Below are 26,084 nucleotides of genomic sequence, written 5' to 3'. Positions count from 1 at the left end.
GCGCTATTCCTTCGGCTGCCGGGCCCGGCGGGCCAGCGCCTCCCACACCTCGGCCACCCGGCGCTCCAGGGCGTCCAGGGGCACGTCGTTGTCGATGACGATGTCGGCGATCGCCAGGCGCTTGTCACGGGCGGCCTGGGCGGCCATGCGGGCGCGCGCGTCCTCCTCGGTCATCCCGCGCAGCCGGACGAGGCGGTCGAGCTGGGTCTCGGGGCGGACGTCGACGACGACCACCAGGTCGTACAGCGGGGCCAGGCCGTTCTCCGTGAGCAGGGGCACGTCGTGCACGACGACGGCGTGCTCGGGGGCGGCGTCCTCCAGCGCCTGCGAGCGGGCGCCGACGAGGGGGTGCACGATGGCGTTGAGCGTGGCGAGCCTCTCGGCGTCGGCGAAGACGATCGAGCCGAGCCGGGGCCGGTCCAGGGTCCCGTCGGCGGCGAGGACGTCCGCGCCGAATGCCTCGACGACCGCCGACAGACCGGGGGTTCCGGGTTCGACGACCTCGCGCGCGATGCGGTCCGCGTCGATCAGTACCGCCCCGTGCTCCACCAGGAGCCGGGACACCTCGCTCTTGCCGGCGCCGATACCGCCGGTCAGGCCCACCTTCAGCATGTCCGGCAGCTTAGGGCCTGACCCGGGCGGTCCGCCGCCGGGCGTCCCGCAGCGGGCCGGGGCCGTCGGCGTCCCGGCTCAGGAGTCGCCCTCGCGCTCCGCGAGGAAGCGCTCGAATTCCTGGCCGATCTCGTCGGCGGAGGGGATGTCCACCGGTTCGGCGAGCATGTTCCCGCGGGACTCGGCGCCCGCGGAGGCGTCGTACTGGTGCTCAAGTCCCTGGACGAGTGCGACGAGTTCCTCGTCGCCCTCCTGGATCTGCCGGTCGATCTCGGTCTGCGTGCGGTGCGCCTCGGTGCGCAGGGTGTGCGCGATGCCGGGCAGCACCAGGCCGGTGGCGGCCGTGATGGACTCCAGCACGGTCAGCGCGGCGTCCGGGTAGGGGGAGCGCGCGATGTAGTGGGGCACGTGCGCGGCGACGCCGAGGACGTCGTGTCCGGCCTGCATCAGCCGGTACTCCACCAGCGACTCCGCGCTGCCGGGGACCTGCGCCTCCTCGAACGGGCTGCGGTGGCCGGGGACGAGGTCGGTGCGGTTGCCGTGCGGGGTGAGGCCGACCGGGCGGGTGTGCGGGACGCCCATCGGGATGCCGTGGAAGTTGACCGCGAGCCGGACCCCGAGCCGCTCCACGATCTGCTCGACCGCGGCGGCGAAACGCTCCCACTCCACGTCCGGTTCGCGGCCGGAGAGCAGCAGGAAGGGGGCGCCGGTGGCGTCCTGGACGAGGCGCACCTCCAGGGCCGGCTCCTCGTACGCCGTCCAGCGGTCGCGCTGGAACGTCAGCAGCGGTCGGCGCGCCCGGTAGTCCACCAGCCGGTCGTGGTCGAAACGGGCCACGACCTGGTGGGGCAGCGAGTCGAGCGCCCGGTCGACGATCTGGTCGCCCGTCTCCCCCGCGTCGATGTATCCGTCGAAGTGGTAGAGCATGACCAGACCGGCCGACTCCTGGGCGAGTGCCGTGTCGACGACGGCCAGCCCCTTCGGCTCCCATGCGTACAAACCCTGCGGATCAAGCACTGTGACCGCTCCTCCTCGTGTTCGTACTCGACAACAGGGCGCGGAGCACGGACATTCCCGTCCCGCGCCCCGCTCCGTCGTCCGTCACCGGCAGGTCCCGAAACGAACGACGTGGGCCCGCACCGAAACGGTGCGGGCCCACGTCCTTCAGCTACTGCCTAGCGGGGAGCGTTCAGCTCTGGCCGCCGGCGAGCTTCTCGCGGAGAGCCGCCAGGGCCTCGTCCGACGCCAGGGCGCCGGAGTTGTCGTCCGACTCCGAGGAGTAGGAACCGCCACCGGACGCGGCCGGAGCCGCGGTGGAGGTGCTGGCACCCTCGGCCTCGGCCTGGGCGTCGGCCTCGCGGGACTTGATGACCTGGGCCTGGTGCTGCTCGAAGCGCTGCTGCGCCTCGGCGTACTGGCCCTCCCACGCCTCGCGCTGGGTCTCGTAGCCCTCGAGCCAGTCGTTGGTCTCGGGGTCGAAGCCCTCGGGGTAGATGTAGTTGCCCTGGTCGTCGTACGACGCGGCCATGCCGTACAGCGTCGGGTCGAACTCCACCGAGGCCGGGTCGGCACCGAAGGACTCGTTGGCCTGCTTCAGCGAGAGGCTGATGCGACGGCGCTCGAGGTCGATGTCGATGACCTTGACGAAGATCTCGTCGTTGACCTGGACGACCTGCTCCGGGATCTCCACGTGGCGCTCGGCCAGCTCGGAGATGTGGACCAGACCCTCGATGCCCTCGTCCACGCGGACGAACGCACCGAACGGGACGAGCTTGGTGACCTTGCCCGGGACGACCTGACCGATCTGGTGCGTACGGGCGAACTGCTGCCACGGGTCTTCCTGCGTCGCCTTGAGCGACAGGGAGACACGCTCGCGGTCCATGTCGACGTCGAGGACCTCGACGGTGACTTCCTGGCCGACCTCGACAACCTCGGACGGGTGGTCGATGTGCTTCCAGGAGAGCTCGGAGACGTGCACCAGACCGTCGACGCCACCCAGGTCCACGAAGGCACCGAAGTTGACGATCGAGGAGACGACGCCGGAGCGGACCTGACCCTTCTGGAGGGTGGTGAGGAACGTCTGGCGGACCTCGGACTGGGTCTGCTCCAGCCAGGCGCGGCGGGACAGGACCACGTTGTTGCGGTTCTTGTCCAGCTCGATGATCTTGGCCTCGAGCTCCTTGCCCACGTAGGGCTGGAGGTCGCGGACACGGCGCATCTCGACGAGGGAGGCCGGCAGGAAGCCACGGAGGCCGATGTCGAGGATGAGACCACCCTTGACGACCTCGATGACGGTACCGGTGACGATGCCGTCCTCTTCCTTGATCTTCTCGATGGTGCCCCAGGCGCGCTCGTACTGGGCGCGCTTCTTCGAGAGGATCAGGCGGCCTTCCTTGTCCTCCTTCTGGAGAACAAGGGCCTCGATCTCGTCGCCGACCTTGACGACCTCGTTCGGGTCGACGTCGTGCTTGATCGAGAGCTCGCGGCTCGGGATGACACCTTCGGTCTTGTAACCGATGTCGAGCAGGACCTCGTCCCGGTCGACCTTCACGATGACGCCGTCGACGATGTCGCCGTCGTTGAAGTACTTGATCGTCTCGTCGATCGCGGCGAGGAAGGCTTCCTCGTTACCGATGTCGTTGACCGCAACCTGCGGGGTGGTGGCGGTGGTCTCGGTGCTGCTCGTCATGTGGGAAAGGGCTCCGGTACGGACAGTGAGTCGTAGGTACTGCTTACGCCGGAAGCCCGTTTCGCCCTGTAGAAGCCGGACAGCCAAAGAAACGCCGACCCGGACAATCCGGCGGCGCCTCGAGACCGAGGGGACATACATACAGATGCGAGCGTTACCTGCTACGTCTGAGGAGCGCAGGCTCGCAGCGCAACTTGTAGCATACGGGGGCAGCCGGGCAGGGTCAATGCGCGAAGGCGCACACCCGGGGCGGATCGCCGCAATCCCGGCACAAGACCTGTCTCACGAGGCCACGCGGGCAGCCGGACGCCTCCGCCGTGACGTGCCCGAGACGGGTTGGACGGAAGAGTACGACGAGGGAGCCGATCATCCAAGAGCCCGAAGCCTTCGAACCGGAAGCCACCCGGCGTGCCGCCGACCTCACCGAGAGCTCGCGGGCCAACCGGGGCTGGTGGGACCGGAACGCGGACGATTACCAGATAGAGCACGGCACGTTCCTCGGCGACGACCGGTTCGTGTGGAGCCCCGAGGGGCTCGACGAGGTGGAGGCCGAACTGCTCGGCCCGGCGGACGACCTCAAGGGCAGGGACGTCCTGGAGATCGGCGCCGGCGCGGCCCAGTGCTCGCGCTGGCTGGCCGGACAGGGCGCGCGCCCGGTGGCCCTGGACCTCTCCCACCGCCAGCTCCAGCACGCACTGCGGATCGGCGGAGCGATTCCCCTGGTCCAGGCCGACGCCTGCGCGCTGCCGTTCGCCGACGCCTCGTTCGACCTGGCGTGCTCGGCGTACGGGGCGCTGCCGTTCATCGCGGATCAGGTGGTGGTGCTGGGCGAGGTGCGCCGGGTGCTGCGCCCGGGGGGCCGTTTCGTCTTCTCCGTGACCCATCCGATCCGCTGGGCGTTCCCCGACGAGCCCGGTCCCGAGGGGCTGACGGTGTCGGCGTCCTACTTCGACCGCACGCCGTACGTGGAACAGGACGAGCGGGGCCGCGCGGTCTACGTCGAGCACCACAGGACGGTCGGGGACCGGGTGCGCGACGTGGTGGCCGCGGGCTTCCGCCTGGTCGACCTGGTCGAACCCGAGTGGCCCGCCTGGAACACCCAGGAGTGGGGCGGCTGGTCCCCGTTGCGCGGCAACCTCCTCCCGGGCACGGCGATCTTCGTGTGCGAGCGGGACTGACGCGGGCACCGGACCGGGGCGGCGGACGCCTCCCCGCGGCACGCCGGGCGGGGCGGCGGGCGGGGGCTCCTGGCTGCGGCCGCCCCGCACCCGTGCGTGGCACCCGCCGCCGGGCCCGTACGAGACTGGGGGCGTGATCCGACACGACGCCCTGGACGGGCTGCCCGTACGCGCCGCCCTGCCCGGTCTCGACGCCGCCCTGGAGGAGCACGGCGGGGCGGTGCTGGTGGCGCCGCCCGGCACCGGAAAGACGACGCTGGTGCCGCCGTTCCTGGCCGGGCTGCTGGACGACGGGCGCCCGCCGCGCCGGGTGGTGGTGGCCGAGCCGCGGCGCATCGCGGCCCGGGCGGCGGCCCGGCGGATGGCGTGGCTGCTGGGCGAACGGGTCGGCGGGAGCGTCGGCTTCACCGTGCGCGGGGAGCGGGTGGTCGGGCCGCGCACGCGCGTGGAGGTCGTCACCACGGGCGTGCTGCTCCAGCGGCTTCAGCGGGACCAGGAACTCGCGGGTGTCGACGTGGTCGTGCTCGACGAGTGCCACGAGCGGCATCTGGACGCCGACACCGCCGCCGCCTTCCTGCTCGACGTGCGGGCCGCGCTCCGGCCCGAGCTGCGGCTGGTCGCCGCGTCCGCGACGACGGACGCGGGCGGCTGGGCGCGGCTGCTGGGGGACGTGCCGGTCGTGGAGGCGCAGGGCGTCTCCCATCCCGTCGAGGTGGTGTGGGCGCCGCCCGCGCGTGCCGTCCGGCCGCCGCACGGGATGCGGGTGGACCCGGCGCTGCTCACGCACGTCGCGTCCACGGTGCGGCGGGCGCTCGCGGAACGGGACGGAGACGTCCTGTGCTTCCTGCCCGGGGTCGGCGAGATCGCGCGGGTGGCGGGCGAGTTGGGCGGCCTGGGCGGCGTGGAGGTCCTCCAGGTGCACGGCCGGGCGCCGGCCACCGTCCAGGACGCGGTGCTCACGGCGGGTGCGCGGCGGCGGGTGGTCCTGGCGACGTCGGTCGCCGAGTCGTCGCTGACGGTGCCCGGGGTGCGGGTGGTGGTCGACTCGGGTCTGGCCCGCGAGCCGCGGGTGGACCACGCGCGCGGGCTCGGCGCGCTGACGACCGTACGGGCCTCGCAGGCCGCCGGACGGCAGCGGGCGGGCCGGGCCGGCCGGGAGGCGCCGGGTGCGGTGTACCGCTGCTGGGCGCAGGAGGAGGACGGCCGGCTGGCGCGGTTCCCCGCGCCGGAGATCAAGGTGGCCGATCTGACCGCGTTCGCGCTCCAGGCGGCCTGCTGGGGCGATCCGGAGGCCGCGGGGCTGGCGCTGCTCGATCCGCCGCCGGGCGGGGCGATGGCGGCGGCGCGGTCCGTCCTGTCGACCGTGGGCGCGGTCGACGCCTCGGGACGGGCCACCGGGCGCGGGGTGCGGATGTCCCGGCTCGGCCTGCACCCCCGGCTCGCCCGCGCCCTGCTGGACGCGGCCCCGGAGGTGGGCGCGGAGCGGGCCGCCGACGTCGTGGCGCTGCTGAGCGAGGAGCCCCCGCGCGGCTACGGCGACGACCTGGCCGGTGCGTGGCGGACGGCCCGGCGCGGCGGCGACGCCTACGCGGCGCGCTGGCGTGCGGAGTCCCGCCGGCTGCGCGGCGCCGCGGCCGAGGCCGTCCGGCAGGGCACCGGGCACGACGGCGCGGGGGCGGGCACCGGCGCGGAGCGCGGAACCAGCGGAGAAAGCGGAGAAAGCGGAGGAAACGGAGGAAGCGGGGACGACCGGGTCGCCGGGCTGGTCGCGGCGCTGGCGTTCCCCGAACGGCTCGCGCGCGGCCGGGGCGGCTCGCACCTGATGGTCAACGGCACCCGCGCCGACGTCGCGGAGGGGTCCCCGCTGCGGGGCGCGCCCTGGCTCGCGGTGGCGGTCGCCGACCGTCCGGTGGGCAGCGGGCACGCCCGGGTGCGGCTCGCCGCCGTCACCGACGAGCCCTCGGCGCGGCGGGCCGCCGCCGGACTGCACTCCGAGCGGGACGAGGTCCACTGGGCCGCGGGCGACGTCGTCGCGCGCCGGGTGGAGCGGCTGGGCGCGGTGGAGCTGGCGGTGCGGCCGCTTCCGGACGCCGGTTCCGGGCCGGTCCGGGAGGCGCTGCTGGAGGGTCTGCGGCAGGAGGGGTTCGGGCTGCTGCGGTGGTCGCGGGACGCGGAGGTGCTGCGGCAGCGGCTGGCGTTCGTGCACGGGCGGCTCGGCGCTCCCTGGCCGGACGTCGGCGACGCGGGCCTGCACGCGCGCGTGGCGGAGTGGCTGGAGCCGGAGCTGAGCCGGGCCCGGCGGCGCGCCGACCTGGGGCGGATCGACGCCGGGCAGGCTCTGAACCGGCTGCTGCCGTGGTCCACGGGCGAGGCGGGCCGGCTCGACGAGCTGGCGCCCGAGCGGATCGTGGTGCCGAGCGGTTCGCGCGTCCGCGTCGACTACGGCGATCCCGAACAGCCGGTGCTCGCGGTGAAGTTGCAGGAGATGTTCGGGCTTCAGGCGTCGCCTCGGGTGGCCGGTGTGCCGGTGCTGGTGCACCTGCTCTCCCCGGCGGGCCGGCCGGCGGCGGTGACGGCCGACCTGGCGTCGTTCTGGCGGGACGGCTACAAGGGCGTCCGGGCCGAGCTGCGGGGGCGCTATCCGAAGCATCCGTGGCCGGAGGAACCGGCGAGCGCGGAGCCGACGCGGTTCACCAACGCCCGGCTCCGGCGCTGAGGGCCCGCGGCCGCCGTCCGGGGCGGACGCGGCGCCGCCGGGCAGGCGTCCGCGGGTCTCCGGCGTGATGGCCGGGAGGGTGCGGCGGGACCCGGCCGGGCGGCGGTGCGCGCCCTGCCGTCCGGCGGCGCGGTGGCGGCGGGCGGGGTCGGCACCGCGCACGGCACGGCCGGCGCACGGACGACCGGGGCGCTCCTTCGCCGGACGGTGAAGGAGCGCCCCGGTCGGGTGAACGGGTCGCGCGGTGTCAGGAGGCGGGGGTCTCCTCGGCCGCGGGTGCGGCGGCCACGGTCAGTTCGACGGTCAGCGTCGCGCCGCCGGTGGTGGTGATCCGGAGCAGGAACGTGCCCGTGGTGTCGTCGGCGTACAGCCGGGGCAGTGTCAGCAGGCCGTCGGCGTCGGTGGTGAGATCGGTCAGGGTGCGGACGGCCTGGTCGCCGGCGCCCTTGAAGTAGGGGCCCTTGGCGTCCGCGGCGGCGTCGCCGGTCGCGCCGCTCTGCGGCGCGCCGTCCTCGGAGGCGGCGTCGCCGGCCGTGGCGTCGGCGGGTCCGAGGAGGGTGGCGGTGGCGGCGACCTTGCCGGCGGCGGCGCCCTTGTAGGTGGCCTTCAGCTCGACGCGGTCGGCGAACTCGCCGCCGGGCACACAGGTCAGCTTGGTGTCCGCGGTGCGCGCCAGGGCGTCGGCCGCGCGGGCGGTGACGGTCGCGCCGTGGTCCAGGCCGGGCAGGACGCGGCCCACGACGGTGGCGCGCACGGTGAAGTCACCGGTCTTCTCGCCCGCGACGAGTGCGGGGGCGGTGGCGGCGCCGGCCGCGTCGGTCTTCACCACGGCGACGCTCTCGCCGCCCGTGAAGGTGGCGTCGGTGTCGCCGACGACGGTGAAGCGGACCCGTACCTGTGCCACGGCCTTGTCGGCCGAGTCCTCGGCACGCACCGTGATCTTCTGCGCGAAGGTGGCTCCCGCCATCGCGGTGAGCTTCGTCGCGGTCCCCGCGAGGTGGTCCACCCTCTCGGTGGGCGTCGGGGTGGCGGGCGGGGTCGTCGGGGGCGGCGTGGCCGGCTCCGAGGGCTTGGCCGGGGTGGCGGGCTCGGTCGGCTCGGGGCTCGGGCCGGGCTTGCCCCCGTCCGGTGCGGACGGTGTGGAGGCGGCCGGCGGGGTGGGCCGGGCGGGCTCCGGCGGCTCGGGCCGGGCGGTCGGCGTACCGATGCGTCCGCCGGTGCGGGAGGGCAGCGCGCCGGCGCCGTCCGGCACCTCGTGGGTGCCCTTGCGGTAGAACTCCAGCCACGACAGCACGGTGTTCAGGTAGGCCGTCGAGTTGTTGTAGCTGAGGATCGACTGGTTCATCTGCGCCTGGACCGACATGTCGTGGTCGAAGCGGCAGAGGTAGTGGCCCGCGGCGAGCGCCGCGTCGTAGATGTTGTTGGGGTCCTTCGTGCCGTCGCCGTTGCCGTCGCGGCCGGCCCACTCCCAGGTGGAGGGGATGAACTGCATGGGGCCCACGGCGCGGTCGTACGTGGTGTCCCCGTCGTAGGCGCCGTGGTCGGTGTCTCCGATGCTGGCGAAGCCGTTGCCGTTCAGGACGGGGCCGAGGATGGGCGACAGCGTCGTGCCGTCCGCGTCGACCCGGCCGCCGCGGGCCTGCCCGGACTCGACCTTGCCGATGGCGGCGAGAAGCTGCCAGGGCAGGTTGCAGCCGGGCTTGGACGCCCGCAACGACGCCTCGGCCTTCTTGTAGGCGTCGAGGACGCTCGCGGGGATGCCCGCCTCGGCGGCGCCGACGGCCGCCGGTGGCCCGCTGCCGGCGCTCGGCGCGGGCGCGGGGCTGTCGAGCGGCGGCAGGTCCGTGTAGTAGCGGGAGTTGCCGGTCGCGGTGCCGTCGTCCTGCGGGGTGCCCGTGTCCGGGCCGAGGTCGGCTCCGGTGGTCTGTCTTCCGCGGCCGTCGACGGTCACTCCGGGCGCCTGCGACGCGGACAGAGCAGCGACCGCGACCGCGGCCACAGCGGTGGTTGCCGCGCCCTTGCGCAGCCTCCTGCCGAATTGCGCCGCCATTGAGTGAAGCCCTCCCACCGACGGCCGGGCGAGCCCGCCGTCCTTCGATGCCGGTGCGCCCCCGGTCCGGGTGCGCGTCCGCCTCGTGACTGTTGCGTTGTTCGATCGTGCTCCCGGCACGGTGACCCAGGTGACCCTACGACAACTTCCGTCGTCCGGGGACCCGTTCGCGTCCGATATTCACCACTTGGCCATGTCCCGCCGTACCGCGTCATGGCCGTCGGTGATCGATCGGCCGGTCATATCGGTCCAACCGGCGGCACAGGGGGACGACTTGTCTTTCACGCTCGGTCACGCGGTGGCGTTCCGGTCCGGCGTGTGCGGGGACGGAAGCGGTCGCGGGCGAACGGTTCCGGCCGTCCTCGCGGCCGGTCCCCGACGCCTCCGGTACGTGGCCACCGGTCCGGCGGGCGTGCCCGGAGGCGCCGCGCTCGGCCCCGACCGCCGGCGGCACGGCCGCGGAACACCGAGGGCCCGCGCCGCGGGCGTGCGGCCGCCGCCCACCGCGACCGCACACCTCGACGGTCCGGGCAACGCCCGTCACGGGCCGTCGGGCCCGGCGCCGTCGCGGGTCGTCGGGGCCGGCACCATCGCGCGCCTTCGGGCCGGGGCGGCACGCGAGCCGGCGACGGGACGGCGGGGCGGCACCATGCCGCCGGTCCCGACCGCAGCTCCGGAACGGGCCGGGCCGGGTACGGCGGGTCGTCCCCGGCGCTCGCGTAGCGCGAACGGCGGCTGCCCGCAGGACGGCGCGGCCCCCGGGCCGAGGGGCCGCGCCGGGCGGTCAGTGCGCCGCCGACTCCCAGTCCGGGCCGGAGCCGACCGAGACGTCGAGCGGGGCCCGCAGGCTCACCGCGTTGGCCATCTCTCGGCGCAGCAGCTCCTCCGTCCGCTCACGCTCGCCCGGAGCGATCTCCAGCACGATTTCGTCGTGCACCTGGAGGAGCATCCGGGAGGTGAGTCCGGCCTCGCGCAGCGCCCGGTCCACGTTCAGCATCGCGATCTTGACGATGTCGGCGGCGGTGCCCTGGATGGGGGCGTTCAGCGCCATGCGCTCCGCGGCCTCGCGGCGCTGCCGGTTGTCGCTGTTCAGGTCGGGCAGATAGCGGCGGCGCCCGAAGAGCGTCGCCGTGTACCCCGTGGCACGGGCCTCGTCGACCGCGCGGCGCAGGTAGTCGCGCACCCCGCCGAACCGCTCGAAGTAGGTGTCCATCAGGGCACGGGCCTCGCCCGCCTCGATGTTCAGCTGCTGGGAGAGCCCGAACGCCGACAGCCCGTACGCCAGGCCGTACGACATCGCCTTGATCTTGCGGCGCATCTCCGCGTCGACCCCGGACCGCTCCACCGAGAACACCTGCGAGGCCACCGTGGTGTGCAGGTCCTCGCCCGAGGTGAACGCCTCCAGCAGGCCCTCGTCCTCCGACAGGTGGGCCATCACGCGCAGCTCGATCTGGCTGTAGTCCGCGGTCATCAGGGACTCGAAGCCCTCGCCGACCACGAAGCCCCGGCGGATCGCGCGGCCCTCGTCGGTGCGCACCGGGATGTTCTGCAGGTTCGGGTCGGTGGACGACAGGCGGCCGGTGGCCGCGACCGTCTGGTTGAAGGTGGTGTGGATCCGGCCGTCGGGGGCGATCGTCTTGATCAGGCCCTCGACGGTCGAGCGCAGCTTGGCCTGCTCACGGTGGCGGAGCATGATCACGGGCAGTTCGTTGTCGGTCTGCGCGGCCAGCCAGGCCAGCGCGTCCGCGTCCGTGGTGTAGCCCGTCTTGGTCTTCTTCGTCCTGGGCAGGGCCAGCTCGCCGAAGAGGACCTCCTGGAGCTGCTTGGGCGAGCCGAGGTTGAACTCGTGCCCGGCCGCCGCGTGCGCCTCCTTCACGGCCTGCTGCACGGCGCCCGCGAACATCTGCTCCATGGCCTCCAGGTGCGCCCGGTCCGCCGCGATGCCGTGCCGCTCCAGCCGGGCCAGCAGGCCGGAGGTGGGCAGCTCCACGTCCCGCAGCAGCTCGGCCGCGCCGACCTCCGCGAGCTTCGCCTCGAACGCCTCGCCCAGGTCGAGGATCGTGCGGGCCTGCGCCATCAGCGCGTCGGCCTCCGCCCGCTCGTCCGCGCCGAACGCGAGCTGTCCGTCGGCCGCCGCGGCCGGGCCCAGCTCCCGCCCCAGGTACTCCAGGGACAGCGCGTCCAGCGCGAAGGACCGCCGGCCCGGCTTGACCAGGTACGCGGCGAGCGCGGTGTCCATGGTCACGCCCTCGACGGTCCAGCCGTGCTCGGCGAAGACCCGCATCGCGCCCTTGGCGTTGTGCAGCACCTTGGGCCGCTCCGGGTCGGCGAGCCACCGCGCGAACGCGTTCTCGTCGGCCTCGTCCAGCCGCGCGGGGTCGAACCAGACGGCCGGACCCTCCCCCGAGGCCAGGGCCACCTCGGCCACGGAACCCGAGCCGAGCGCCCAGCTGTCGACCGTCGACATCCCGAGGGCGGCGCCGCCCTGCCCGGCCAGCCACGGCTCCAGCTCCCCCGCGCCCAGCACCGCGCCGTCGATCTCGACGCCCTCGGCGACCGGCTGCGTCTCCTGCGCCTCCTCGGCGCCCGGATCGACCGCGAGCAGCCGCTCGCGCAGCGACGGATTGCGGATCTCCAGGGTGTCCAGGACCATCGCCAGGGCCTTGCGGTCGTACGCGGCGCGCTCCAGGTCGGCGACCGTGCGCGGCAGCTCGACGTCCTTGACCATCTCGGTGAGCCGGCGGTTGAGCTTGACCGCCTCCAGGTGGTCGCGCAGGTTCTGCCCCGCCTTGCCCTTGACCTCGTCCACCCGCTCGACGAGCTGCGCGAACGAACCGAACTGGTTGATCCACTTCGCGGCCGTCTTCTCGCCGACGCCGGGGATGCCCGGCAGGTTGTCCGACGGGTCGCCGCGCAGCGCCGCGAAGTCCGGGTACTGCGCGGGCGTCAGCCCGTACTTCTCGAAGACCTTCTCCGGGGTGAAGCGGGTCAGCTCGGAGACGCCCTTCGTCGGGTACAGCACCGTCGTGTGCTCGGAGACCAGCTGGAAGGAGTCGCGGTCGCCGGTCACGATCAGCACCTCGAAGCCCTCGGCCTCGGCGCGCGTCGCCAGCGTCGCGATGATGTCGTCGGCCTCGAAGCCGTCGACGGCGAACCGCTGCGCGTGCATGGCGTCGAGCAGCTCGCCGATCAGCTCGACCTGCCCCCTGAACTCGTCCGGGGTCTTGGACCGGTTCGCCTTGTACTCGGTGAACTCCTCGGAGCGCCACGTCTTGCGCGACACGTCGAACGCCACCGCGAAGTGCGTCGGCGCCTCGTCACGCAGCGTGTTCGCCAGCATCGACGCGAACCCGTAGATGGCGTTCGTCGGCTGGCCGGTCGCGGTCGTGAAGTTCTCCGCGGGCAGCGCGAAGAACGCGCGGTAGGCCAGTGAGTGCCCGTCCATGAGCATCAGGCGCGGGCGGCCCGCATCCGCGGTCTTCTCGGTCTTCTTCGATGCTGTCTCTGCCACACCCCCGATCCTGCCACGGCCCACCGACAACGAGAGCCGCCCGGCCCCGCGGGGCGGGCCCGGCCCCGGATTCCCGCGGCCCCCGGCCGTCGTCACCGGCGGCGCGTGCGAGGATCGAAGGGCTACCAGGAGACGCACACCGAGGTGCGTACGCGAAGGGGGTCCAGCCATGGCCAGCAAGCCGCCCGCCGGCGATCCGGTCCAGGACGCCCCACGGGTCACCGAGCCGCAGCACGCCGCCGCGGGACTGCCCGCCATCGGCCACACCCTGCGCGTCGCCCAGCAGCAGATGGGCGTCCGCCGCACGGCGCTCACCCTGCTGCGCGTCAACCAGAAGGACGGCTTCGACTGCCCCGGCTGCGCCTGGCCGGAGCCGTCCCGGCGGCACACCGCGGAGTTCTGCGAGAACGGCGCCAAGGCCGTCGCCGAGGAGGCCACCCTGCGCCGGGTCACCCCGGACTTCTTCGCCGCGCACCCCGTCTCGGACCTGGCCGGCCGCAGCGGCTACTGGCTCGGCCAGCAGGGCCGCCTCACCCACCCCATGTACCTGCCGGAGGGCGGCGACCACTACGAGCCGATCGGCTGGCAGCGCGCCTTCGAGATCATCGCCGAGGAGCTGCGGGGCCTGTCCTCCCCCGACGAGGCCGTCTTCTACACCTCGGGCCGCACCAGCAACGAGGCCGCCTTCCTCTACCAGCTGTTCGCCCGCGAGTTCGGCACGAACAACCTCCCCGACTGCTCGAACATGTGCCACGAGTCGTCGGGTTCCGCGCTGTCCGAGACCATCGGCGTGGGCAAGGGCAGCGTCCTGCTCGACGACCTCCACCAGGCGGACCTGATCATCGTCGCCGGGCAGAACCCCGGCACGAACCACCCGCGCATGCTCTCCGCCCTGGAGAAGGCCAAGGCGGGCGGCGCGAAGATCATCACCGTCAACCCGCTGCCCGAAGCGGGCCTGGAGCGCTTCAAGAACCCGCAGACCCCGCAGGGCATGCTCAAGGGCGCCGCGCTGACCGACCTGTTCCTGCAGATCCGCCTCGGCGGCGACCAGGCCCTCTTCCGCCTCCTCAACAAGCTGATCCTCGCCACCGACGGCGCCGTCGACGAGGAGTTCGTCGCCGAACACACCCACGGCTTCGAGGAGTTCGCCGAGGCGGCCCGCGCCGCCGACTGGGAGGAGACGCTCACCGCCACCGGCCTCACCCGTGACGGCATCGACGAGGCCCTGCGGATGGTCCTCGCCTCACGGCGCACCATCGTCTGCTGGGCGATGGGCCTCACCCAGCACAAGCACGCCGTGCCCACCATCCGCGAGGTCGTCAACTTCCTCCTGCTGCGCGGCAACATCGGCCGCCCCGGCGCCGGCGTCTGCCCCGTCCGCGGCCACTCCAACGTGCAGGGCGACCGCACCATGGGCATCTTCGAACGCCCCGCCCCCGCCTTCCTCGACGCCCTGGAGCGCGAGTTCGGCTTCGCCCCGCCCCGCGAACACGGCTACGACGTCGTGCGGGCCATCCGGGCGCTGCGCGACGGCGAGGCGAAGGTCTTCTTCGCCATGGGCGGCAACTTCGTCTCCGCCTCGCCCGACACCGACGTCACCGAGGCCGCCATGCGGCGGGCCCGGCTGACCGTGCACGTCTCCACCAAGCTGAACCGCTCGCACGTCGTCACCGGCGCCCGCGCGCTCGTCCTGCCCACCCTCGGACGCACCGAACGCGACCTCAGGGACGGCGGGGAGCAGTTCGTGACCGTGGAGGACTCCATGGGCATGGTGCACGCCTCCCGGGGCCGCCTCGAACCGGCCGGCCCCCACCTGCTGTCCGAGCCCGCCATCGTCGCCCGTCTCGCCCGCAGCGTCCTCGGCGCGGACAGCGCCACCCCGTGGGAGGAGTTCGCGAAGGACTACGGGACCATCCGCGACCGCATCGCGCGCGTGGTCCCCGGCTTCGAGGACTTCAACGCGCGCGTGGCCGCTCCCGGCGGTTTCGCACTCCCGCACGCCCCGCGCGACGAGCGGCGCTTCACCACGGCCACCGGCAAGGCCAACTTCACCGCCGCCCCCGTGGAGTTCCCCGCCCTGCCCGCCGGCCGGCTGCTGCTCCAGACGCTGCGCTCGCACGACCAGTACAACACCACCGTCTACGGCCTCGACGACCGCTACCGGGGCATCCGCGGCGGACGCCGCGTGGTCCTCGTCAACCCCGAGGACGCCCGCGAGCTGAACGTCGCCGACGGCAGCCACGTCGACCTCGTCGGCGAGTGGAAGGACGGCGTGGAGCGGCGCGCGCCGGGCTTCCGCGTCGTGCACTACCCGACCGCCCGGGGCTGCGCCGCCGCCTACTACCCGGAGACCAACGTCCTGGTCCCCCTGGACGCCACCGCCGACACCAGCAACACCCCTGCCAGCAAGTCCGTGGTCGTCCGTCTGGAACAATCGGCGGCCGACTGAGCGTTCGCTCAGTACGAGCGCATCCACGGCGCGGCGGTCCACGACGAACGGAGCAGGACCCGATGGGCGAAGAGCACACCCCGACGTTCCCGCAAGAGGTCATCGACGAGTACGCGGCACTCGGCGTCGACCTGCCCGCCCTCTTCTCCGCGGGCCACCTCGGCAACCGCATGGGCGTGCGGATCGTCGAGGCCTCCGCGGACCGCGTCGTCGGCACCATGCCCGTCGAGGGCAACACCCAGCCCTACGGCCTGCTGCACGGCGGAGCCTCCGCCGTGCTCGCCGAGACCCTGGGCTCGGTGGGCTCGATGCTGCACGGCGGCAGCACCAAGATCGCCGTCGGGGTGGACCTCAACTGCACCCACCACCGCGCCGCCCGCTCCGGCCTCGTCACCGGTGTCGCCATCCCCGTGCACCGCGGCCGCTCGACGGCCACGTACGAGATCGTCATCAGCGACGAGGCGGACCGGCGGGTGTGCACCGCGCGCCTGACCTGCCTGCTGCGCGACGTCCGGCCCGGCGACGCCGCGCCCGCACCCGCGTAGCCCCGGGGCCGCCCGGATCACGCCGGATCGCGGCGTGCGCGAACGCGCGCGCCGGGGCGCGCCGGGACGGCGGCGCCCGGGGCCGCTCCGGCCGCGCGCCCGGCACGGCCGCGCCCGTTGCCCGCACCGTCCGGGCGCCGTAGCGTCGCCGCATGGGACCACGAGGACACCCCCGGCCCCCTGGTGCGCGGGCGGCCGGCGGACCGCCCCCCGCGGGGCGCGCCGGCGCAGCGGTCCGCGCCCCGGACGTCCCGCCCGCCCTCCGCTGTGATCCGGTGACCCGGCGGACCGTCGCGGACCCGCCCGGCGGTGCCCGTCCCGCGGGCGCCCCGCGATGACGGGGATCGGCCCGGTGGAGCCGGGCGAGGACACCCGCGCCTGGGACAGCCCGCCGCCGGACGGGTCAACGGCCCCTCGTCCGGGGCCCGTCGGCCTCCGCCGGCTCGCGCCGCGCTCGCCGCGGCACCGCCGCGCGGCGACGGCCCTCGCCGCCGGCGCGGCGGTCCTGGCGGGCGGCGGCTACCTCTGGGCGTCCCGCCCTCCGGAGCCGCCACCGCCCGAACTCCCTTATCCCGCACAGGTGGTGGCGCTCGACTTCGTCGACGAGCCCGTCGCGCCGCCCGGTACCGGACCGCGCAGCTTCGCGTTCGCCGTCCGGATGAGCGTGGCGTCCGGGCCGCCCGTCACGGTGACCCGGATAACGCAGCCCTACGCCGGGCTCACCCTCGCCTCCGTCCCGCCCGCCCCCTTCCGGACGAAGGCGGGAACGTCCCGCAAGATCACGATCACCATGCGGGTGACGGATTGCGGACGTGTTCCGAAGGACGCCGGACTGCCTTTCCTGGAAGTAACTCTGCGTAATGCGCGCGCAATACAAGCCCAGAGTTTCATCCTCGGATCGGCGTACGCGCGACACCTCTCCGCCGCCCTGAAGGTCGCCTGCAGCAACAAGAACTCGTAATCACCAAAAGCGCCGAGACTCCTGAACGCACCGAGGCGTTCCTGCGGGTTCTCACCATGTGGACAGGGCGAATCGGCCGTAATTCCAGCGTTTCCCCCACCGTGTACCGCTCTGCATTACCTCGTGTCATAACAAGAGCGTCACAGCATTCGTCAGACCCTCCTCGACATTCCCCGCCACGCTTAGAGTCACGGCCAGTCACCGCGCCTCGAATGCCATACGGGCCAGCGTGCGACTCGACCGCTTCCACGGGGATGCGGTTGTGCCTGGGGAAAGGACTGATCGTGCGTCAACGTTCGCTCATCGCCATCACCGCCGCGCTGGCGGCGGGAGCTCTCACCCTCACCGCCTGCGGCTCGCGAGACAGCAGCGACAAGGGCTCGGACTCCGGCAACGGTGGCACCACCGTCGTCATCGGTGTCGACGCCCCGCTGACCGGCGACCTCTCCGCTCTCGGCCTGGGCATCAAGAACTCGGTGGACCTCGCGGCCAAGCAGGCCAACAAGAAGAACTACGTCAAGGGCGTCACCTTCAAGATCCAGGCCCTCGACGACCAGGCCCAGCCCTCGTCCGGCCAGCAGAACGCCACCAAGCTCGTCGGCGACAAGCAGGTCCTCGGCGTCGTCGGCCCGCTGAACTCCTCCGTCGCCGAGTCCATGCAGAAGGTCTTCGACGACGCGAACCTCGTCGAGGTCTCGCCGGCCAACACCAACCCCGCCCTCACCCAGGGCACCGACTGGCAGAAGACCAAGGCCCGGACGTACAAGTCGTACTTCCGCACCGCCACCACCGACGCCATCCAGGGCCCCTTCGCCGCCCAGTACGTCTACAACAAGGCCAAGCACACCAAGGTCTTCGTCATCGACGACAAGAAGACCTACGGCGCCGGCCTCGCCGCGACCTTCAGCGACGAGTTCAAGAAGCTCGGCGGCAAGGTCGTCGGCACCGAGCACATCAACCCGGACACCAAGGACTTCTCCGCGGTCGCCACCAAGGTCAAGAACTCCGGCGCCCAGGTCGTCTACTACGGCGGCGAATACCCGCAGGCCGGCCCGCTCAGCAAGCAGATCAAGGCCGCCGGCGCCAAGATCCCGCTCGTCGGCGGCGACGGCATCTACGCCGACGACTTCATCAAGCTCGCCGGCTCCTCCGCCACCGGCGACCTCGCCACCTCCGTCGGCGCCCCGGTCGAGACCCTCCCCTCGGCCAAGGAGTTCGTCGCCAACTACAAGGCGGCCGGCTACAAGGAGGAGTACGCGGCCTACGGCGGCTACTCCTACGACTCCGCCTGGTCGATCATCGAGGCCGTCAAGAAGGTCGTCGACGACAACGACGGCAAGCTGCCCTCCGACGCCCGCGCCAAGGTCACCGCCGCCATGCAGAACGTCTCGTTCGACGGCGTGACCGGCAAGGTCTCCTTCGACGAGTACGGTGACGCCACCAACAAGCAGCTCACCGTCTACTCCGTCGAGGACGGCGCCTGGAAGGCCGTGGAGTCCGGCACCTACAGCGGCAGCTGACCCACACCCGCACCACCGAGCCGCGCGGGGCGCTGTTTCCACTGGCGCCCCGCGCGGACTCGCATCCGGCCCCATTCGTCGAACTTTCCGAAAGCTCGGAGGACATGCGGTGAACGAACTGCCGCAGCAGCTGGTCAACGGCCTGCTACTAGGATCCATGTACGGGCTGGTCGCCATCGGCTACACAATGGTCTATGGCATTGTCCAGCTCATCAACTTCGCCCACGGCGAGATATTCATGACCGGCGCCTTCGGCGCCCTCACGGTCTACGTCTACATCCTTCCCGACGGCACCTCCATGTGGCTGGCCCTGCCGCTCATGCTCGTCGGCGCCATCTTCGTCGCCGTCACCGTCGCCGTCGGAGCGGAACGATTCGCCTACCGGCCCCTCCGCACCGCACCCCGCCTCGCCCCGCTCATCACCGCCATCGGCCTCTCCCTCGCCCTCCAGCAGGCCGTCTGGGCCTGGTACCCCGAGGCCAAGTCCGCCCGCACCTTCCCCACCATCGACGGCGGCCCCTTCGAGATCGGCAACGTCACCATCCAGACCGGTGACGTCTTCCTCCTCGTCGCCGCGCCCATCAGCATGGGCTTCCTCGCCTACTTCGTCATGCGCACCCGCACCGGACGCGGCATGCAGGCCACCGCCCAGGACCCCGACACCGCGAAGCTGATGGGCGTCAACACCGACCGCATCATCGTCATCGCCTTCGCCCTCGGCGCCACCTTCGCCGCCGTCGGCTCGGTCGCCTACGGCCTCAAGTACGGCCAGATCGACTTCCGCATGGGCTTCATCCTCGGCCTCAAGGCCTTCACCGCAGCCGTCCTCGGCGGCATCGGCAACATCTACGGCGCCATGCTCGGCGGCCTCGTCCTCGGCGTCGCCGAAGCCCTCTCCACCGCCTACATCGCCGACATCCCCGGCATGGACAAGTTCGGCAGCCAGTCCTGGGCCGACGTCTGGGCCTTCGTACTCCTCATCCTCGTTCTGCTGTTCCGGCCACAGGGCCTGCTCGGCGAACGCGTCGCGGACAGGGCGTGACACCGATGACCACACAGACCACCACGGCACAGACCCCCGACGCCCCCACAACGGCGCAGACCGGTCTCATCGGCCTCCCCACCGCCCTCGGCCGCGCCCTCGCCACCGGCGGCGGCGCCCTCACCGTCCTGTCCACCTTCCTCGCCTGGACCTGGACCTCCCAGTTCCCCGGCGACCTCACCGTCTACGGCTACCCCGGCGGCCTCCAGGTCCTCGTCCTCGTCGGCGGCATCCTCACCACCCTCTTCGGCCTCGCCTCCTACGGCGTCAAAGGCCTCCGCTGGCTGACCCCCGGCAGCGGCGACAGCGCCGTCAAACTCGCCGCCCTCGGCACCTTCGCCACCGCCTGGTACACCGTCCTCGCCATCAGCTCCGAACTCGGCGGCGTCGTCAACCTGGAGCCCGGCGGCTACGTCGCCGCCGCCGCCACCCTCATCGCGCTCGTCGGCGCCCTGGCCCTCCCCTTCGAACGGCCCGAACCCGACCTCGCCGACCCCGACGACACCGGCTGGGACGTCGTCCGCCACACCACCCGCCAGAAGTGGAACACCTTCAAGGCGGCCTTCGCCGGCACCGCACCCGCACCGGCCCGCACCCTCCCCGCCTACGCCGAGATCCTCGTCATCTGCGCCGTCATGGCCCTCGGCCTGATCGTCTTCGACTACGGCATCGGCACCGAGTACGACGAACTCTTCATCGGCTTCCTCATCACCGCCGGATTCGGGTTCGCCGCCGTCGCCAAGGCCGGGCTCGTGGCCCGGATCTCGACGATCACCAGCCGCCACCGCACCGTCACCATGGCCGGCGCCTTCGCCGCCGCCGCGGCCTTCCCCTTCACCCAGTCCAACGACCAGTACGCGACCATCGGCGTCTACATCCTCATCTTCGCCACCGTCGCCCTCGGCCTGAACATCGTCGTCGGCCTCGCCGGCCTCCTCGACCTCGGATACGTCGCCTTCCTCGGCGTCGGCGCCTACACCGCCGCCCTCGTCTCCGGGTCCCCCTCCTCCCCCCTGCACGTGCACTGGCCCTTCTGGGCCTCCGCCCTGCTCGGCGGAGCCGTCGCCATGGTCTTCGGCGTCCTCATCGGCGCCCCCACCCTGCGCCTGCGCGGCGACTACCTCGCCATCGTCACCCTCGGCTTCGGAGAGATCTTCCGCATCACCGTCCTCAACATGGACGGCACCTCCGGCCCCGACGTCACCAACGGCTCCAACGGCATCTCCTCCATCCCCAACCTCAACATCCTCGGCTTCGACTTCGGCAAGGAACACGTCCTCCTCGGAGCCACCATCGGCCGCTTCGCCAACTACTTCCTGCTCATGCTGCTCATCACCCTCATCGTGGTCGTGGTGTTCCGCCGCAGCAGCGACTCCCGCATCGGCCGCGCCTGGATCGCCATCCGCGAGGACGAGACCGCCGCCCTCGCCATGGGCATCAACGGCTTCCGCGTCAAACTCATCGCCTTCGCCCTCGGCGCCACCCTCGCCGGACTCGCCGGATCCGTACAGGCCCACGTCACCTACACCGTGACCCCCGAGCAGTACCAGTTCGCCCACGTCGTCCCGCCGAACTCCGCCTTCCTGCTCGCCGCCGTCGTCCTCGGCGGCATGGGCACCATCTCCGGCCCCCTCGTCGGCGCGGCCCTGCTCTACCTGATCCCGGCCAAGCTCCAGTTCCTCGGCGACTACCAGCTCTTCGCCTTCGGCCTCGCGCTCGTCCTGCTGATGCGCTTCCGGCCCGAGGGCCTCATCCCCAACCGGCGCCGCCAGCTCGAATTCCACGAAGAAGCCGAAGCGCCCGCCGTCCTCACCAAGGCAGGGGCCTGACCACGATGACAACCGACACCACCACCCAGGACGCCGCCCCCGGCGCCTCCGCCCCCGGCGAGACCGTCCTCGACGCCCGCGGCGTCACCATGCGCTTCGGCGGCCTCACCGCCGTCCGCGGCGTCGACCTCACCGTCAACAGCGGCGAGATCGTCGGACTGATCGGCCCCAACGGCGCCGGCAAGACCACCTTCTTCAACTGCCTCACCGGCCTCTACATCCCCACCGAAGGCGAAGTCCGCTACAAAGGCGCCGTCCTCCCGCCCAAATCCTTCAAGGTCACCGCGGCAGGCATCGCCCGCACCTTCCAGAACATCCGCCTCTTCGCCAACATGACCGTTCTGGAGAACGTCCTCGTCGGCCGCCACACCCGCACCAAGGAAGGACTCTGGTCCGCCCTCCTGCGCGGCCCCGGATTCCACCGCGCCGAAGCCGCCTCCCGCGCCCGCGCCATGGAACTCCTGGAATTCGTCGGCCTCGGCCGGAAAGCCGAACACCTCGCCCGCAACCTCCCCTACGGCGAACAGCGCAAACTGGAGATCGCCCGCGCCCTCGCCAGCGAACCCGGACTCCTCCTCCTCGACGAGCCCACCGCCGGCATGAACCCCCAGGAGACCCGCGCCACCGAGGAACTCGTCTTCGCCATCCGCGACAAGGGCATCGCCGTCCTCGTCATCGAGCACGACATGCGCTTCATCTTCAACCTCTGCGACCGCGTCGCCGTCCTCGTCCAAGGCGAAAAACTCGTCGAAGGCGACAGCGCCACCGTCCAGGGCGACGAACGCGTCGTCGCCGCCTACCTCGGCGAACCCTTCGAGAACGCCCCCGGCGACGAAGAGGCGGCAGAAGTCCAGGCCGCCGAGGCACACGCCCAGCCCACGACGGACGCCGTGCCCGGCAAGGAGAACGACCGATGACCGCACTCCTCGAGGTCGAGGACCTCCGCGTCGCCTACGGCAAGATCGAAGCCGTCAAGGGCATCAGCTTCACCGTCGAAGCAGGCCAGGTGGTCACCCTCATCGGTACCAACGGCGCCGGCAAGACCACCACCCTGCGCACCCTCTCCGGCCTCCTCAAGCCGGTCGGCGGACAGATCAAGTTCAACGGCAGGTCCCTCAAGAAGGTCCCCGCCCACGAAGTGGTCTCCCTCGGCCTCGCCCACTCCCCCGAAGGCCGGCACATCTTCCCCCGCATGACCATCGAGGACAACCTCCGCCTCGGCGCCTTCCTCCGCAACGACAAAGCCGGCATCGAGAAGGACATCCAGCGCGCCTACGACCTCTTCCCCATCCTGGGAGAACGCCGCAAGCAGGCCGCCGGCACCCTCTCCGGAGGCGAGCAGCAGATGCTCGCCATGGGCCGCGCCCTCATGTCCCAGCCCAAACTGCTCATGCTCGACGAACCCTCCATGGGCCTCTCCCCGATCATGATGCAGAAGATCATGTCCACCATCGCCGAACTGAAGGCCTCCGGCACCACCATCCTGCTCGTCGAGCAGAACGCCCAGGCCGCCCTCAGCCTCGCCGACCAGGGACACGTCATGGAAGTCGGCAGCATCGTCCTCTCCGGCAGCGGCCAGGACCTCCTCCACGACGAGTCCGTCCGCAAGGCCTACCTCGGCGAGGACTGACCCACCGCGGCCCCGCCGCACCCACGCGAAGGCCCGCACCCCCCAAGGGGTGCGGGCCTTCGCGTACGCTCCGACGCCACCGCGCGGCCGGCGCCTAACCCTTCGACGCCTTCTTCTCCTCGGCGTCCTGGATGACCGCCTCCGCCACCTGCTGCATCGACATACGACGGTCCATCGACGTCTTCTGGATCCAGCGGAACGCCGCAGGCTCCGTCAGCCCGTACTCCGTCTGGAGCACCGACTTCGCGCGGTCCACCAGCTTGCGCGTCTCCAGGCGCTGCGTGAGATCCGCGATCTCCCCCTCCAGCGCCCGCAACTCCGCGAACCGCGACACCGCCATCTCGATCGCCGGCACCACGTCGCTCTTGCTGAACGGCTTCACCAGGTACGCCATCGCACCCGCGTCCCGGGCCCGCTCGACCAGGTCGCGCTGCGAGAACGCGGTGAGCATCAGCACCGGGGCGATCGACTCCCCGGCGATCTTCTCGGCCGCCGAGATGCCGTCGAGCTTCGGCATCTTCACGTCGAGGATCACGAGGTCCGGCTTGTGCTCACGGGCCAGCTCGACGGCCTGCTCACCGTCACCGGCCTCACCCACGACGCTGTATCCCTCCTCCTCCAGCATCTCCTTGAGGTCGAGACGGATCAGCGCCTCGTCCTCGGCGATGACGACGCGGGTCGTCAGCGGAGGCACGTGCGACGTGTCGTCGTCGGGCGCGTCTGCGGGCTGGGGCGACTCGGGGGCGGTCACGGGGGCTCCTTGTTACGGGCCGGGCAGGTAGTGCTGCTCAAGAAGACTACCTAGCGGCGGCACGCTGTGATGACCCGGTATGCTTCCGCACAGCCACGTCGCGCCGGGTTGGTGGAACGGTATACACGGAGGTCTCAAACACCTCTGCTCGAAAGGGCTTGCGGGTTCGAATCCCGCACCCGGCACAGAGCACGTCATCGGCGGAGGTTCACGTCCGGGTGAACCTCCGCCTTTTTGCTGCACACGGTGACTCTCCGCAACGCAGAGTGGCCACATGTACGACCATGGCACAGAGATACGACGACAGGCGGTGGCACTCCTCCGTGAGGGTGTGAGGAACACCGAGGTGGCGCGCCGGTTCGGGATCCCGCCCGGCACGGTCGGCTACTGGAAACACCGGGACCGGGCCGAGCGCGGCGAGCCCGCCACCGTGCGCCCGTCTCTCCTCTGTCCTCGGTGTGATGGCCGGGACCTCGACGAAGCCGAGTACAGCTATCTCCTGGGCCTGTATCTGGGCGACGGGCACATCAGCCACTACGCGAAGCACCGGGTGCCGAGTCTCGTGATCACCCTCGACGACGCGTGGCCCGGTATCCAGGACAGCGCCGAGCGCGCTCTGCGGGCCGTGTTCCCCCACAACGCCACCTGCCGTGTGCGCGCCAAGGGTTCCCACAACGTCAAGGTCTACTTCAAGCACCTCGACTGCCTCTTCCCCCAGCACGGCCCCGGCAGGAAGCACGAGCGCCCCATCGTGCTCGAACCCTGGCAGCGGGACGTGGTGGACACGCATCCCTGGGACCTGGTCCGCGGTCTGATCCACTCCGACGGCTGCCGGATCGTCAACTGGACCACGCGCCTCATCGCCGGCGAGCGCAAGCGCTACGAGTACCCGCGGTACTTCTTCACCAATGTCTCCGACGACATCAGGGGGCTGTTCACCGACACGCTGGACAAGATCGGTGTCGACTGGACCCACTGCACGCGCCGGGGCGCCCCGTACAACATCTCGATCGCCAGGCGGGCGTCCGTCGCTCTCATGGACGCCCACGTCGGGCCGAAGCACTGACCCGTCGGCCCGCGCCGGAGCGGGCCCCCGGCGACTCGGGGGCCCGGGGTGGTGGAGGGGTCACTTGGGGCTGTCGTCCTCGCCGATGTGGTGGACGCGGACGAGGTTGGTGGAGCCGGAGACGCCGGGCGGGGAGCCGGCGGTGATCACGACGACGTCGCCCTTGGCGCAGCGGCCGTAGGCGAGGAGGAGTTCGTCGACCTGGTCGACCATGGCGTCGGTGGAGTCGACGTGGGGGCCGAGGAAGGTCTCGACGCCCCAGGTGAGGTTGAGTTGGGAGCGGGTGGCGGGGGTGGGGGTGAAGGCGAGGAGGGGGATGGGCGAGCGGTAGCGGGAGAGGCGGCGGACGGTGTCGCCGGACTGGGTGAAGGCGACGAGGAACTTGGCGCCGAGGAAGTCGCCCATCTCGGCGGCGGCGCGGGCGACGGCTCCGCCCTGGGTGCGGGGTTTGTTGCGTTCGGTGAGGGGGGGCAGGCCCTTGGCGAGGATGTCCTCTTCGGCGGCGGCGACGATCTTGGCCATGGTGGCGACGGTCTCGACGGGGTATTTTCCGACGCTGGTCTCGCCGGAGAGCATGACGGCGTCGGTGCCGTCGATGACGGCGTTGGCGACGTCGGATGCCTCGGCGCGGGTGGGCCGGGAGTTGTCGATCATCGAGTCGAGCATCTGGGTGGCGACGATGACGGGTTTGGCGTTGCGCTTGGCGAGCTTGATGGCGCGTTTTTGGACGATGGGGACCTGTTCGAGGGGCATTTCGACGCCGAGGTCGCCGCGGGCGACCATGATGCCGTCGAAGGCGGCCACGATGTCGTCGATGGCGTCGACGGCCTGGGGTTTTTCGATCTTGGCGATGACGGGGAGGCGTCGGCCTTCTTCGTCCATGATGCGGTGGACGTCGTCGATGTCGCGTCCGCTGCGGACGAAGGAGAGGGCGATGACGTCGCAGCCGGCGCGCAGGGCCCAGCGGAGGTCGGCTTCGTCCTTGTCGGAGAGGGCGGGGACGGAGACGGCGACGCCGGGGAGGTTGAGGCCCTTGTGGTCGGAGACCATGCCGCCTTCGACGACGGTGGTGTGGACGCGGGGGCCGTCGACGGAGGTGACTTCGAGGGTGACCTTGCCGTCGTCGACGAGGATGCGTTCACCGGGGGTGACGTCGGTGGCGAGTCCGTCGTGGGTGGTGCCGCAGGTCTGCCGGTCGCCTTGGGCGCCTTCTTCGACGGTGATGGTGAAGGCGTCTCCGCGTTCAAGGAGTACGGGGCCTTCGGTGAAGCGGCCGAGGCGGATCTTCGGGCCTTGAAGGTCGGCGAGGACGCCGACGCTGCGGCCGGTTTCGTCGGAGGCCTTTCGCACGCGCTGGTAGCGCTCCTCGTGTTCGGCGTGGGAGCCGTGGCTGAGGTTGAGGCGGGCTACGTCCATTCCGGCTTCGACGAGGGCTTTGATCTGGTCGTACGAGTCGGTGGCGGGGCCCAATGTACAGACGATTTTTGCTCGGCGCATGGTTCGAGCCTAGGGCTTACCGGTGGGTAGGGGTTTGG

General features: G+C 71.9%; 18 protein-coding genes and 1 tRNA gene. 12 read left to right on the top strand and 7 right to left on the bottom strand.

Annotated elements, in window-relative coordinates; translation table 11 throughout:
- Positions 1-3: 3 nt before the first annotated feature.
- From coaE to rpsA, 3 genes are all read right to left on the bottom strand, one after another.
- Positions 4-612, bottom strand: a complete 609-nt coding sequence (coaE, locus tag ACGFS9_RS26660) for a dephospho-CoA kinase (RefSeq protein WP_393256737.1) — start codon at positions 610-612, stop codon at positions 4-6.
- Between the two features lie 78 nt (positions 613-690).
- Complete coding sequence (locus ACGFS9_RS26655; RefSeq protein ID WP_393256736.1) at positions 691-1,629, bottom strand: PAC2 family protein; 939 nt, start codon at positions 1,627-1,629, stop codon at positions 691-693.
- A 172-nt stretch (positions 1,630-1,801) separates the two neighbouring features.
- Positions 1,802-3,301, bottom strand: a complete 1,500-nt coding sequence (gene rpsA, locus ACGFS9_RS26650; protein ID WP_366699234.1) for a 30S ribosomal protein S1 — start codon at positions 3,299-3,301, stop codon at positions 1,802-1,804.
- Positions 3,302-3,618: 317 nt separating this feature from the next.
- Between rpsA and ACGFS9_RS26645 the strand changes: the two genes are divergently transcribed.
- Positions 3,619-4,479 carry a class I SAM-dependent methyltransferase gene (locus ACGFS9_RS26645; RefSeq protein ID WP_393256735.1) on the top strand — a complete coding sequence of 287 codons (861 nt, stop codon included), beginning with the start codon at positions 3,619-3,621 and terminating at the stop codon, positions 4,477-4,479.
- A 133-nt stretch (positions 4,480-4,612) separates the two neighbouring features.
- Positions 4,613-7,195: an ATP-dependent helicase HrpB gene (gene hrpB / locus ACGFS9_RS26640; protein WP_393256734.1), complete on the top strand. Its 2,583-nt coding sequence runs from the start codon at positions 4,613-4,615 to the stop codon at positions 7,193-7,195.
- Between the two features lie 247 nt (positions 7,196-7,442).
- Here hrpB and ACGFS9_RS26635 read toward each other — a convergent pair whose 3' ends face one another.
- Positions 7,443-9,245, bottom strand: a complete 1,803-nt coding sequence (locus tag ACGFS9_RS26635) for a lytic transglycosylase (RefSeq protein ID WP_393256733.1) — start codon at positions 9,243-9,245, stop codon at positions 7,443-7,445.
- 784 nt (positions 9,246-10,029) lie between these two features.
- Positions 10,030-12,756, bottom strand: a complete 2,727-nt coding sequence (gene polA / locus ACGFS9_RS26630; RefSeq protein WP_393256732.1) for a DNA polymerase I — start codon at positions 12,754-12,756, stop codon at positions 10,030-10,032.
- 169 nt (positions 12,757-12,925) lie between these two features.
- On the opposite strand from polA, the gene ACGFS9_RS26625 reads away from it, so the two are divergent.
- The 8 genes from ACGFS9_RS26625 to ACGFS9_RS26590 all read left to right on the top strand — a co-directional run bounded on the left by ACGFS9_RS26625 (position 12,926) and on the right by ACGFS9_RS26590 (position 22,732).
- Positions 12,926-15,205, top strand: a complete 2,280-nt coding sequence (locus tag ACGFS9_RS26625; RefSeq protein WP_393256731.1) for an FdhF/YdeP family oxidoreductase — start codon at positions 12,926-12,928, stop codon at positions 15,203-15,205.
- A gap of 62 nt (positions 15,206-15,267) precedes the next feature.
- On the top strand, positions 15,268-15,750 hold the full coding sequence (locus ACGFS9_RS26620; RefSeq protein WP_393256730.1) for a PaaI family thioesterase: 483 nt from the start codon (positions 15,268-15,270) through the stop codon (positions 15,748-15,750).
- Positions 15,751-16,084: 334 nt separating this feature from the next.
- Positions 16,085-16,711: a Tat pathway signal sequence domain protein gene (locus tag ACGFS9_RS26615; RefSeq protein ID WP_393256729.1), complete on the top strand. Its 627-nt coding sequence runs from the start codon at positions 16,085-16,087 to the stop codon at positions 16,709-16,711.
- Between the two features lie 284 nt (positions 16,712-16,995).
- Positions 16,996-18,231 carry a branched-chain amino acid ABC transporter substrate-binding protein gene (locus tag ACGFS9_RS26610; RefSeq protein WP_393256728.1) on the top strand — a complete coding sequence of 412 codons (1,236 nt, stop codon included), beginning with the start codon at positions 16,996-16,998 and terminating at the stop codon, positions 18,229-18,231.
- Positions 18,232-18,340: 109 nt separating this feature from the next.
- Positions 18,341-19,273 (top strand): branched-chain amino acid ABC transporter permease, encoded by a 933-nt coding sequence (locus ACGFS9_RS26605; protein WP_393256727.1) that lies wholly within the window; start codon positions 18,341-18,343, stop codon positions 19,271-19,273.
- Between the two features lie 5 nt (positions 19,274-19,278).
- Positions 19,279-21,102, top strand: coding sequence for a branched-chain amino acid ABC transporter permease (locus ACGFS9_RS26600; protein WP_393256726.1), 1,824 nt, complete (start codon positions 19,279-19,281; stop codon positions 21,100-21,102).
- A 5-nt stretch (positions 21,103-21,107) separates the two neighbouring features.
- Positions 21,108-22,019, top strand: a complete 912-nt coding sequence (locus ACGFS9_RS26595; protein ID WP_393256725.1) for an ABC transporter ATP-binding protein — start codon at positions 21,108-21,110, stop codon at positions 22,017-22,019.
- A complete protein-coding gene (locus ACGFS9_RS26590) occupies positions 22,016-22,732 on the top strand; it encodes an ABC transporter ATP-binding protein (protein ID WP_393256724.1) in 717 nt (238 codons plus the stop codon). The genes ACGFS9_RS26595 and ACGFS9_RS26590 overlap by 4 nt, the downstream gene beginning before the upstream one ends.
- Positions 22,733-22,826: 94 nt before the next feature.
- Here the strand turns inward: ACGFS9_RS26590 and ACGFS9_RS26585 are convergent, their stop codons facing one another.
- Entirely contained in the window at positions 22,827-23,483 is a 657-nt protein-coding gene (locus ACGFS9_RS26585) for an ANTAR domain-containing response regulator (protein WP_393256723.1), read from the bottom strand.
- A 102-nt stretch (positions 23,484-23,585) separates the two neighbouring features.
- On the opposite strand from ACGFS9_RS26585, the gene ACGFS9_RS26580 reads away from it, so the two are divergent.
- A tRNA-Leu gene (locus ACGFS9_RS26580) sits at positions 23,586-23,668 on the top strand.
- Positions 23,669-23,757: 89 nt separating this feature from the next.
- The gene (locus ACGFS9_RS26575; RefSeq protein ID WP_393256722.1) at positions 23,758-24,549 is read left to right on the top strand and encodes a transposase; all 792 of its coding nucleotides are present in this window, start codon (positions 23,758-23,760) and stop codon (positions 24,547-24,549) included.
- 60 nt (positions 24,550-24,609) lie between these two features.
- Here the strand turns inward: ACGFS9_RS26575 and pyk are convergent, their stop codons facing one another.
- Positions 24,610-26,046 carry a pyruvate kinase gene (gene pyk / locus ACGFS9_RS26570; protein WP_393256721.1) on the bottom strand — a complete coding sequence of 479 codons (1,437 nt, stop codon included), beginning with the start codon at positions 26,044-26,046 and terminating at the stop codon, positions 24,610-24,612.
- Between the last annotated feature and the right edge of the window lie 38 nt (positions 26,047-26,084).

Source organism: Streptomyces sp. NPDC048566, assembly GCF_043199735.1.
Lineage (GTDB): Bacteria > Actinomycetota > Actinomycetes > Streptomycetales > Streptomycetaceae > Streptomyces.
This window is presented reverse-complemented; position numbering and strand designations above follow the sequence as displayed.